Below are 12,240 nucleotides of genomic sequence, written 5' to 3'. Positions count from 1 at the left end.
GAATCTTGCTCCCCTTCCCTTGCAGGGAAGGGGTTGGGGGTTAGGTTTGAGAGAAAGTTGCACACGGCGTTATAAATAGCAAAAAGACAAGTCTGATTTACGATAAATCAAGACTTGTCATCATAGCCAATAAGCTTCTATCGATGAGCTTCAGGCAATTATCTCCAGTAACCACCCCAGCGACCCCGGAAACCACCTGGTCTGAACCAAGAGCGACCTCCCCAGAACCTGCCTGTTCTAAACCAAGAGCGACCCCGGAAACCACCGAAACCACCGAAATGACCCCAGCGACCTCCAGCTAGATTTTGCTGGTCTTCTGTGGATAGTTCCACGAGTAAATCGGATTGCCAAACTTGATTTGACATGATTCTTTTCCTCTGTTCTATCTATTATTTGTACACGCCTAGAAGGTTTACACAAATATGGACGGGAACCATAAATATGTAATACTTTGATTCTATTTATAGGAAGAATTTTGACAAATTAAACTCCCCTAGAGGTGGAAATAAAAATACTAAATATCATGCTTAAGAAGTATGATATTTTTACTTATCTTTTTGTAATTATTGCAGGTATAAATACAAATAATATTTTATTTTTGAATTTAGATTTTGATGCAAAAATAATATATTTGTACTGCATTATTAATAGACTATGGCTGAAAATTTTATCCTCAAAAAGTAATTTTAAATTCAAAAAAGCCAGTTCCTCGAAGAAACTGGCTGTTGAGCAAAAATCCAATATAGTTAGTGTTCTGATTGCACTAGTCAGGACAACAAAGAAACAGAGTGTCTAAATGCTGACTACAAGGTTTGAGAACATTTACCTTGTATGAACAATAGTGCAAGTTTAATGGCTCATCAGAGCCTACTTTTAAAATTTACCGATTTATCTGAGATAGACGTAGCCGGAAAGTCTTACTCGCAAGCGGCGACGGCGACTACCGAAGCTACCTCCAGAGCCACCCCCTTCCTGATCATAGCCATTTTGATCCCAGCTATCTTGATCAGTACCACCAGAACCCATACCCATACCACCAGAACCCATACCCATACCACCCGGACAACCACCTTGACCTTGTCGTGGTTGAGTTGTTTGCTGACCACCCACCAGAAACTGCTGTTGTTCTGTGGATAAATCTGCCAACAAATTAGATGCAACGGTTTGATTAGACATATTTTTTACCTCACTTAATCACATAGGTGTCTAACACCTGATAATTTAATTGTTCAATATTTACATATATTTTAAATTATTCTTTGGTCGGATAATTTAATATTAAAAATCTAGCTTTTGACTCATGAAAATAATCTTTTAAGTGAAGTTACTATTTTAGATTTAAATCTAAAATATTATACTTTAATCAAGAACAAAAATATGTGATTTTCTCGCCAAAAAAAGCTAGGTATTATTAGTACCTAGCTTAATTATATTTAGCAGAAAATAGGAGATGGTGTAGAAATGCTCAAATACAATTAGGCTTTGAGCGGTTTATTTCAGTTCACTCCATTCACCACTAACTATGACAATTTGCGGACACTAACGATGCTGACACTTCTAATTCTATAGCGACGAGTTTCACCAGTGCCAAGTCGTGTATTTCCGCCTTCATCATCTCCATCATCAAAGGTTTGACCACCAGCCAAAGATTGCTGTTGATCTAAGGATAAATCTTCAAGTAAATTAGAAGCTAGCATTTGGTTTGACATGAACTTTTACCTCACTTACGTACAACATAGGTTTGTTATTACCTATGTTTTTATTATTCAATATCACTTGTTTATTTAAATTATTCTGTAGTAGTATTTATAAAAATAAATTTTACTACTTTTGACTCATGATATTTTGATCATAAAATATAACTTCCATATAAATCAAGGGTGCAAAAATACAGGAATGTGATTAGCCACATCCCTGTAATCAGTTTATTTTGCTTATGAGCTTTTAGCTATTAATACAACTCTTTAAGTGCCAAAATATGTACCCCATAAGCTATAATGGGTGCTTAATAAAGTAATTTAATCACTACTTTATAAATAAAATTTCAACTTTGCCGTATCTTTATTGGTAAATTACAACCTACTATATTTTCTATAACTAAAAATAATATTTATAGAGATAAAAACTTTAGATGCTCTCCTTGTTGAGACAGGAAATCTTCTAAATTACCTTGGAGTTGTATTTTGCCTTGATCAAGTAATACAATCCAATCAGCGCGGTGGACTACGCTGGGACGATGGGTAATGAGAATTGTAGTTTTACCTTGACGTGATTCTAACAACCGATCAAGGACTTGAGTTTCACTAACTGGGTCTAGTCCGGCTGTTGCTTCATCTAAAATTAGGACTGGGGGATTATTGAGAATACCTCTGGCGATCGCTAGTCTTTGTTTTTGTCCTCCAGAAAGATTTGCTCCAAATTCTCCTAGCACTGTTTGATACTTATTTGGTAGTTGGCTAATAAAACTATCAGCATCGGCAATTTGGCAAGCTGTGACGACTTCTTCAAAGGAAATATGGGGACTTCCTAAACGAAAGTTTTCTAAAATTGAACGACTCCAGAAATGAGGTTCTTGAGGTACATAAACTACTTGTTGCCGTAAACAATCAAGGGCAATATCTTGAATATTATAAAAGCCGATGCGGATATTACCAGAATTGGGCTGATATAATCCTGCCATGAGTTTGGCTAAGGAACTTTTACCACAGCCTGACTTGCCAATTAAAGCTATAATTTGTCCTCCTGGTAGCTTGAGAGAAAAATCTTCCAAGAGGTCAACTCTACCAGGATGGTGAAAGTTGATATGTGAAAAACGAATGTCTGCATCACTAGAGATTTGGGCGAATGGTTTTTGAGAAGTATTATCTACTTCGGGAGTAGCATCAATCACTTCCAAAAGCCGAGAGATAGCAGTTTGGGAACGAAAATATTCATCTACTAAACCTACTAGTGAGCTAATTAATGTCAATACATTAACTTGTAGTACATTAATTGCTAACATTTGACCAATACTTAACTTTCCTTGGATAACTAAAATACTCCCTAGCCCTAATAAAACTACACCGCCGATAGCAGAGAGAAATTTCGCAATAGTATTGTTGATAATGCCAATTTGAATAGTACTAAATGTTAAATTTGCCAGACGACCAAAACGATTTTGTAATTCATCCCAAAATTGCGGTGCAGCATTTGTAGTTTTAAGTACTTGTGCGCCTTTAAAAGTTTCTACTAACACGCCTTGATTTTCTGAACCTAAAACTAAAAGACTACGAGTTTTTTGTTGCAGGACTGGTAAAAGCGGCAATGTAGCTAAACTCATCAATGCACCGATGAGGATTACCGCTAATGCTAACTGCCAACTATAAAAAAGCATTAAGCCAAAAGAAATTACAGCTATGAAAAATTGGCTAGGTAAAAGCACTACCACTTGCGAGACTAATTGGTTAATTTCATTAATATCTCTAAGTCGGCTGGTAATCTCTCCACTGCGACGAGCTTCGTAATAAGTCAATGGTAATTGCAGAATTCTCCGCCCAAATTCCAAGACTAAACCTAATTGCAGGCGTTGGCTAAAATGGGCAATCATCGTAGATTCTAATACCTGCATACCACTACTAAATAAATTCATGATGATGACAGCGATCGCTATCACAGTTAGTAGTTGAGTATCGCCACGAACTAAGACATCATCGGTGAGGATTTGAATCAGGACTGGTGAGCCTAAAGCCAATATACCCAGGACAATGTTGATCATAAAAACCTGGGACAATAGCCCATGATAGGGCAAGATGCGCTGAAGAAAGCGGGTAAATCCTGGCTGTGGTTTGTCGTGGGGCTGTTGAGAAAAACGCTGGTGATCTGGCTCCATTAATAGCATGACCCCATTCCAGGCGGCTGTTAACTCTTCCCGGTGAATATAACGAATGCCTACGGCTGGATCAGCTATGACATATTTGCTTCCCTTTTTGCCATATAAAACTACCCAGTGATAGCCCCGCCAATGAATAATTGCTGGTAGTTGAATTTCTTTAATTCTGTCTAAGATGGCGGGGGATGCTTTCACGGCTCTGGCATTAAAACCGAGATTTTCTGAGCCACGTTTTAGACCTAATAAGGTTGTACCCAGTTGTCCAGTCCCTACTGCTTCACGGCTTTTATTCATACTTAAAAAGCGTCCGTGTTGCCGACAAATGGAAACTATACAAGCGGCTCCACAATCTTCTTCACTCAACTGTAAAACACAGGGGTAATTTTTTCGGAGTTTGAAGAAATTAAGCATATTAATTTGTAATTTTGGCTTTTTTAAACGCAGAGGAATACGGAGGCTAGCGCGGAGGTACGCGGAGTTTTTTAGGTGCAGGGGTGTAGGGGGAAGAAAATTGACTATGGACTATGGACTAATGACTATTGACCAATAACTAATTACAAATCTGCAATTAATCTGGCTTTGCGGAGGATGAAGCGTAATACTGTTTCTCGACGGGAAATAATATCTGCTTTACCCTGCATCCCGGTTTTAAGTTGACATTGCCGATCGCCTCTACCAACGTATGGGGTTTGTGGTTCTACAATGACTTCATAGGCTGTGGCTTTAGCTGTGGTGGTCTGTGGGTTATTGTTGGCTACGGGTAGGGCATCTGGGGCGATTGTTTTGACTGTTCCTTTGAGAGTGCCGTAGTCTGGATAGGGACAAGCAGAAACCTGCATTTGGACTTGTTGACCGGGTTTGACTTTGTTGATATCTTGCGCCTGGACGTTAGCTTTGATCTGTATTGGTGCATTTAACGGCGCAATTTGAGCGATCGCCTCACTTGGTTGTACTACCTGTCCAGGGTTACGCAAATTCAATTGCAGCACTGTCCCGGCGATGGGTGCGCGGACTATACTCTGTTTTAAGTCATTTTCGGCTTGTTGTAGTTCTTTGCGGTTTCTATCCAGTTGTTTTTGAAATTCTAGGCGTTGTTGTAGCAAAGTTTCTCTTTCTTTTTTCAAGGCGGCTAAGGTAACTTCACCCCTGGCTTGTTCTTGTTTAATTCGTTCCGATGCTACAGTCACGTTAGCATCATTGGGATTTATCGCTGTTCTGGCCTTGGCGAGATTTGTTTGCGCCACTGTTAAAGCTTGGTCTTTTTCTTCTTGGAGATTTTTGGCGTTAGCTTTGGCTTGTTCCAGTTTCGCCTCCGCCGCAATCACCTCTTGTTCTTTCTCTTCTAAGAGATTTTTGGCGTTGGCTTTGGCTTGTTCCAGTTTCGCCTCCGCCGCAATCACCCCTTGGTCTTTTTCTTCTAAGAGATTTTTAGCGTTGGCTTTGGCTTGTTCTAGCTTCGCTTCTGCTGATTTGACAGCCTGTTCTTTCTCCTCCAAAAGATTTTTGGCGTTGGCTTTGGCTTGTTCCAACTTCGCCTCCGCCGCAATCACCGCTTGTTCTTTCTCTTCCAGCAGATTTTTAGCGTTAGCTTTGGCTTGTTCCAGCCTCGCCTCCGCCGATATTACGGCTTGGTCTTTTTCCTCGAAGAAACTACGGGCGATCGCTCCTGATGCTACTATCGGCTGTAATCTTTCTCGCTGTACTCTAGCTAAACTCAAGGCGGCTTCTGCTTCTTGGACAGTTGCAGTTAAAACTCTATCTTGTTGTAGGCGATCGCGTTGTACCCTGGCTAAATTTAAAGCGGTTTCTGCTTCCTGCACAGTTTTGGCTAAGAGTTGTTCCCTTTGTAATCTTTCTTGTTGCGCCTTTGCTAAGTTCAAAGCCGTCTGTGTTTCTTGCACAGTCGTCCTGAGAAGCCTATCCCGTCGTAAACGATCGCGTTGTTCTCTCGCCAATTTTAAGCCTCTTTCCGCTTCATCTACGGTAGTTTTTAGCAGCTTTTCCCGTTGTAGGCGATCGCTTTGCACCCTGGCTAACTGCAAAGCGGCTTCTGTTTCTCGCACAGTCGCCGTTAACAGCTTTTCCCGTTGCAGGCGGTCTTTTTGGATCCTGGCTAAAGTTAAGGCTGATTGTGCTTGTGTCATATCCGCCGTAGCTTTCACTTGCTGATCGGCATAGTTGCGTTGTGTACCACTCAGTTCAGCTTGTGCAGCGATTGTGGTGCGATCGTTTAAATTTGTCTGTGCTGTAATTTGAGCGTCGATTTCTCCCAACTGTGCATCGATTTTATTGAGTTGTAGTTGACTTTGCTGGATGAGGTTTTGTAACTGGCTCTTTTGAGTCTGGAGGCGGGAATCATCAATGTAGGCGATCGCTTGTCCTTCGGCTACCATCTGATTTTCTGCAACACTAATCTTGAGAATTTTGCCATTAATTAGCGACTGTACCAGCCTTAATTCTCCCACAGGGCGAATAGTCGCCGGCACTTTCACCGTCACGTTGTACTTGAGAACAGATGTTAGCACCACCCCCACAATAAAGATACTGAAGACAACTACCCCACCGATACTTGTCCATTTCCCAATATGGGGTAAAAATTCGTTAGCTTCCAAGGTAGGAAGTTCTTCGGGAATTGGCTGATGCGATCGATGCCAAAAATCATTCTCTTGGCGGCGTAAGGTGTTCACGATACTGCACCTTGGTATATGAATATGATAGAAATTAGGCTGTTAAATGATGTGTTTGGTTATTCTTATAGACGCTGTTATTCATGGGTTGATGAGTTAATTTTAGTTTGCAGATTGATACAAACATTTTTCTCTTCTCTCCAATTTATGTTCCAAATTGGCTATAATAAGATATGGGGAATAAGAAAAGAATGTGCTTTGAGATGTGCTTACTTTTCTGGAATCTCTAACGCGGATAACGTGTGGAGAAATATAGAGGAGAACGCTCAAACTCCCTCAAAAACCTCACTTACGTTGAGCGAGTTATTATCACCTCCTCTACCCCTTTTTCCACAATATACACATGGGAAATTTTGTTTGCATTGCAAGCAAGAACAACTTGCAGCATGAACAAAGCTATATCCTTATTCAACAAAGGAAGCTGTAGCAAAACCAGAGAGGGAAGTGGTCATCTGTTATATAGTCTGATCAAAAAATTCTGTTTCAACGTGAGTCTCCAACGAAGACGCACCCACTGGAAGGGCGAAAGAAAACTTGCTGTTTTCTTAGGAGTTCAACAAGTCTTTTTTGACCTCTCCCCCAACCCCTCTCCGACGCGGAGAGGGGAGTAAAGAGCATGAAATATCGAAAAAAATAAAGGTTTTAAAGCCTTTCTCCTTGCAGGGGAGGTACCCTACGGGTACTCCTACGGAGAACTCGTAGAGTAGCAAGCTATGGAGAGGGGTTGTTCCAACCGTCGAACTCACGTTGTTTCAGTTCCGTTTTCTAGAGTATTTTCCAGAATTAGGTTAACTCACACACAAGACTATAGATTGATTTAAGAAGCTGTTGCAAGTTTCACTGGGAGATACTAGGCGGACAAGATGCCCACTTTACAGTGCATATACTCCACATACAAGCAAACAGATATCAGTTGCCTACTATCTTATGGTTAATCTAGAGTTAACAGTCGAAATTTATAGTAAATCCCAGACATTTACTCTGACCACAAAAAATAGGTAATTTAAAAGCCTGTTAGCTTAAAATCCCCAAATTTACGGTGCTAACTAGGGAATCTTAAAAAGCAAACCTCTAACATGAAGATTTATTCAGAATGGTAATTGCAATTGAACCAATCATTGATTGAGAAACAATGCAAATACAAATATTTAAGTAACATGATTTTTAGCCTCACTTGCGTGACTAGGTTTAGCCTCACCTAAGAACTTAACTATAAGCACTGTCCGCTAATTATTCATAAATCTGGAGACAGAAATCAAACTTATATATTTACTACGCAGGATAGATGCAAAATCATCCGACGTGCTTATAGTTATTTTAGGGAACACCAGAAAATAAAATCCGTTGATTTATCCGCGTTTCTCTGTCTTGAAAAGTTTCCTACGGAGGGAAACCCTCCTACAGAACTTTTCGCTGCGTGCATCTGCATTCAATTATTCTATGCAGCTTCATATTAATTTGGCATAACTCACTTTAAGATGAGATAGCTTTAACAGAATTACGCTGAAATCCTTGACCAATACCATAACGGATAGTTTTAAATTCTACATGGTTTGTAGCGGGAGTATAGAGAGTGTATGTTGCTACACCTGGTGTTCTACCTACATTACCCACTCCAATTATCTGGCGCGGAGAAATGGTCATAGTTTCCGGGGATTTTGGACTATCAAGAGTTGTGATACCTGTAGTTACTGAACCAGCTTGAAGGTGATATTGAAAAGCTAAACCAGAACGACCGCAAAATAAATTATTTGCCTGCATTCTTGTCAGGCGGTCAAGCATTTGAATTGGTGAAGTATCGGGAGTTAATGCTTCATCAATTGATACAGTTGTACCGTGAATTAATAAACAATCTAGTTCAAAAAAACCAAAATCTAGAGTTCTTAACCATTGCACCGTTTGACGAGAAACAGAATCCCAAAGTAACTTAACTGTTTCTCCGCCATACTGCACTAGTAAATCATCAGCCTCGCCAGTGGGGCCAAGACCATGCAAAATGAAGCACTGTTCTTCCCACCAACCTTTACAAACCAGAGGTTCTAACTCACCGTTTAGTGGGTTGCGGACTCGTTCTACAACTTTTTCCACTTCTGGTCTTGGCCCCACCAAATCACCCAAAATATATAAAGCTTCTATCTGTTTACTTTGGCGCTTAATATCTGCCATTACAGCCTCATAAGCTGCCAAATTGCCCTCAATACCGCTTAAAATTGCCCATTTATTCATAATAATTCTGCGATTTTATAATTTATTTTTTGCAAAAAGCTTTAGGGATGTAAGGAGACAAGAGAACCATAGACTATTGACCAATCCCTAATCCCCTATATCCTTCATCGAGTACAAACATGAGTGGGGTCATCAGCCCTTTCTGCATATTCCAAGCCTTGGGCTAAACGCCAAGCAAAGATGGGGGGTAAACCTTGTTCGATGATGGCGGCGCAGGTTTTTTGATAGTTGTAAGGTACTTCTCTGAGATTTACTTCTTGAGTATCTGTATCATAAATAGCGTAGGTGGCATTTGGTCGCCCGTGTCTGGGTTCTCCCACTGAACCTACATTGACGATTCGTTTTACTGAAGCAGAAAAGTTAATTTCTTTCTGTTCTATTCCCATACCTTTGACGGAGACTTGTAAACTACCTGCATCTAGGGTACGGACATAAGGTACATGAGTATGTCCACAAAATAGTACATCTGCGTCTGTGGAAAATACTCTTTCTAAGGCGGCAAAAGCGTCAAGTTCTGGTAACAGATACTCGTGGTTACTCTGGGGACTACCATGAACAAAAACCAAGTTGTCTTGACGTAAGGTGTGGGGTAATTGGGCAAGAAATTCTTGGTTTTCTTGATGGAGTTCTTTATGTGTCCATTCGTGAGCAAGTTTACCGCGTTTTTCCGCTAACAGTGAAGGGTAACTACAGTCACAAGAGTTTAAACCTTCCACAATATCTTCATCCCAACAGCCGACACAGGTGGGAATATCTAATGAGCGAATTTGGGTAACTACAGCATTGGGATATGGCCCGTATCCTACTAAGTCACCCAGACAATAGATTTGGTCGGCTTTTTGTTGGTCAATATCTAACAAAACTGCATCTAACGCCTCATAGTTACTATGAATGCAGGACATAACTGCTATTTTCACTCGCTACCCTCCTCTAGTAAAATTTGTGTTACCTGTTCTTGGTATTGTGCGATCGCTACATCTGTTAAATAGCAATCTGCCAAAGTCTGTCTCATTGCCGACTCATCTAAGTTTTTTCCCAATACCTCTATACCACTAAACCTTTGTGGTCTGCCTTCTAAGTGGCGGGGTAAGTCTAATTCCAAAAAATCAATTGTAGGTATACCTGCGATAAAATCTGCATAAAGTGACCTACCATCAGCAACATCAAAAATACCCTTGGCGCGGTTAACTATACCATAAGCACCATGAGTAATTTCGTACCAAAACTCTTTTAAACTCTCTTCGTCGATTACTTGACCATTGCTGGGTACGCGCCACATTTGCGTGGGTATGATGCTGGCCTGAATATCTGCACCAATGATAATTTTTCTGGCCCAAGCATGATATTCGGAGTCTGGGAGGTTTGCTGGTAAAACAGCCACGGCTTGGTAAGGTAAATTATCTAATATTGTTTGGATGGCGTTTAATTCTAAATAAAACCCTATTTCTATATAAGCATTCCCCGATGTTGCCAGTTCGGACAAAAACTCGATTTCTTGTCCATCACTAAAAACTTTGACTTTCGGGAATTCTGCTGCTAGCCGTGTCTGGTCAATGGGAACTTTGCCAGTCCCAGGACTAAAGTAAATGATATTTTCATTGGAGGTGGTGTTTCGTATTTGTTGGCAAATCCAGGTAGTTTTGCCACCGCCAGCCGGGCCGGCAACGACAGTAATGATTGGTAAATTCATTTTTAAATGATAATCATTTTCATGCAGTTTGCAAAGCGATCGCTAAAATATCTTGTCTTACTGGCTTCGTGTGCCAGTTATGCAACCCTGACTAATCAGCGATGACAATAGCAGAAGTATGCACAAAAAACGAAATATGAACTATTTGCTTCTCTTCTCTAATTGTTATTAGGATCTTGAATATACACATTTCTCACAGGAAAAGGAATCGAAATACCATTTTCTTGATAGCGTTTGTGTAGTTTTTTAATAAATAGATGTTTGCCAATACGCTGGTCAAAGTATTCGTTGACACGCATATATAATGTAAAATCTATACTAAAATCCCCAAAAGTATGGAACCTTATATATGGCTCATGTTCTTTTAATTCTGGGGCAATCTCCTGCATAACTTCTTTGGCAACTTCTACCGTCACTCTTTCAACTTGATCTAAATAACTATCGTAACTAACACCGACATTCATTGTTAATGTGATTTCTTTAGCTGGTAGATGATAGTTAGTAAAGATTGCCGAGGCTAGTTTAGAATTAGGAACGATAATTACATTATTGGAAAACTCTTTAATTGTGGTATTACGCCAAGAAATATCGGTGACGTAACCTTCTTGTCCAGCATCTAATTTGACATAATCTCCAGTTCTAACTTGCTTAGAAATAATTAAATGAAAGCCAGAGAATAAATTTGCTAGTGTATCTTGTAACGCTAAACCAACGGCTAAACCACCGACTCCTAAAGTTGTAATAATTGGTGTAATTTCAATTCCTAATGTTTGTAACAAAATTAGGCAACCCAAAACTAAAACAGTAGCTTTGGCTAAGTTAGAAATTAAAGACGCCGTAGCTCTTTCTGTTCTATAAGTATATAGTCTGATGAAACCTGAAACTAACCTAGCTAAAACTAATGTCAGTGAAGACAGGAAAAATATTGTAATAATTTTTTGCAGTAAATTAGTAAAGTCTGGCTTCAAAGGAGCAGCGATAACTGCGCCTAAAATGCCTGCTAGTATGAACCAAGTTAGGAGCATACCTTGCAGAGACTTAAAAATTATATGGCTTCCGGGTATTTCTTTTTTATAAACGAAGTTTTTAAACTTATTAATTATAAATTTTTCACTAATCAGTCCCGTTATTAAAGCAAATATGGGCAATCCTATAGGTAAAAGCCATTGAATCATAATTAATTTTGCTATTAACTCTTGCAAAATTTTACTACACCATTGAGTGTCAGACACTTTTTATTATACCAATTCAAAAAATGTTTGTGGCAAATAGATAAATCAAAATGAAATTATAGCTAGTAGCGGAAGTAGTCACTTCATAAATGAGAAATAGTGTGCTTTATTTAAGCACACCCTAACGTACAACTAGGCTTAAATTTTCGCTGCTCTGGTGTTGGGTTTAAACATAGTCTCTAGCATTACGCCCAGGTCAATTAAGATGCTTTCGATTGCTGCCAGAGAATAAGTTGCAATGGTGAACAGTAGTAAGCTCCATTACTCATTTCTGTTTCGTGTTCAGCTATCCAATCATAAATTTTCGCAGCTTTTGCTAATGCTAATTTTTCTGAACGATAAAGCTGAGGAGTAGGGCAGTAAGCTTGACCATTAATATGTATAGCGGCAATTTGCCAATAGTCGCTGCTTTCACCTTCTGGTAAAACTTCCAAAAATCCGTCACTGTAAGGCTCGATTATTCCTATATTCATCTACAACCATTAAACTTTTAACTAAGGCCACAAAGTTAGACACCAGCCTCTCAGGGAAGAAAAA

General features: G+C 39.6%; 10 protein-coding genes. All 10 read right to left on the bottom strand.

Annotated elements, in window-relative coordinates:
- Positions 1-158: 158 nt before the first annotated feature.
- Positions 159-365: a hypothetical protein gene (locus ACN222_RS05980; protein WP_010995377.1), complete on the bottom strand. Its 207-nt coding sequence runs from the start codon at positions 363-365 to the stop codon at positions 159-161.
- Positions 366-888: 523 nt separating this feature from the next.
- Complete coding sequence (locus ACN222_RS05975) at positions 889-1,176, bottom strand: hypothetical protein (protein WP_010995376.1); 288 nt, start codon at positions 1,174-1,176, stop codon at positions 889-891.
- 344 nt (positions 1,177-1,520) lie between these two features.
- Positions 1,521-1,709, bottom strand: coding sequence for a hypothetical protein (locus ACN222_RS05970; RefSeq protein WP_010995375.1), 189 nt, complete (start codon positions 1,707-1,709; stop codon positions 1,521-1,523).
- A 401-nt stretch (positions 1,710-2,110) separates the two neighbouring features.
- Positions 2,111-4,279, bottom strand: a complete 2,169-nt coding sequence (locus ACN222_RS05965; protein WP_010995374.1) for a peptidase domain-containing ABC transporter — start codon at positions 4,277-4,279, stop codon at positions 2,111-2,113.
- A gap of 143 nt (positions 4,280-4,422) precedes the next feature.
- Positions 4,423-6,555 (bottom strand): HlyD family efflux transporter periplasmic adaptor subunit, encoded by a 2,133-nt coding sequence (locus tag ACN222_RS05960; protein ID WP_010995373.1) that lies wholly within the window; start codon positions 6,553-6,555, stop codon positions 4,423-4,425.
- Positions 6,556-8,028: 1,473 nt separating this feature from the next.
- Positions 8,029-8,781: a metallophosphoesterase family protein gene (locus ACN222_RS05955; RefSeq protein WP_010995372.1), complete on the bottom strand. Its 753-nt coding sequence runs from the start codon at positions 8,779-8,781 to the stop codon at positions 8,029-8,031.
- A gap of 104 nt (positions 8,782-8,885) precedes the next feature.
- Entirely contained in the window at positions 8,886-9,698 is an 813-nt protein-coding gene (locus tag ACN222_RS05950) for a metallophosphoesterase family protein (protein ID WP_010995371.1), read from the bottom strand.
- On the bottom strand, positions 9,695-10,471 hold the full coding sequence (locus ACN222_RS05945) for a GTP-binding protein (protein WP_010995370.1): 777 nt from the start codon (positions 10,469-10,471) through the stop codon (positions 9,695-9,697). The genes ACN222_RS05950 and ACN222_RS05945 overlap by 4 nt, the downstream gene beginning before the upstream one ends.
- Positions 10,472-10,629: 158 nt before the next feature.
- A complete protein-coding gene (locus ACN222_RS05940; RefSeq protein ID WP_044520846.1) occupies positions 10,630-11,646 on the bottom strand; it encodes a mechanosensitive ion channel family protein in 1,017 nt (338 codons plus the stop codon).
- 257 nt (positions 11,647-11,903) lie between these two features.
- Complete coding sequence (locus tag ACN222_RS05935; RefSeq protein WP_010995368.1) at positions 11,904-12,176, bottom strand: hypothetical protein; 273 nt, start codon at positions 12,174-12,176, stop codon at positions 11,904-11,906.
- Between the last annotated feature and the right edge of the window lie 64 nt (positions 12,177-12,240).

Source organism: Anabaena sp. FACHB-595, from assembly GCF_048568275.1.
In the GTDB taxonomy this organism is placed as follows: domain Bacteria; phylum Cyanobacteriota; class Cyanobacteriia; order Cyanobacteriales; family Nostocaceae; genus Trichormus.
The sequence above is the reverse complement of the archived record's forward strand: the minus strand, read 5'-3'. Positions and strand labels throughout refer to the sequence as shown.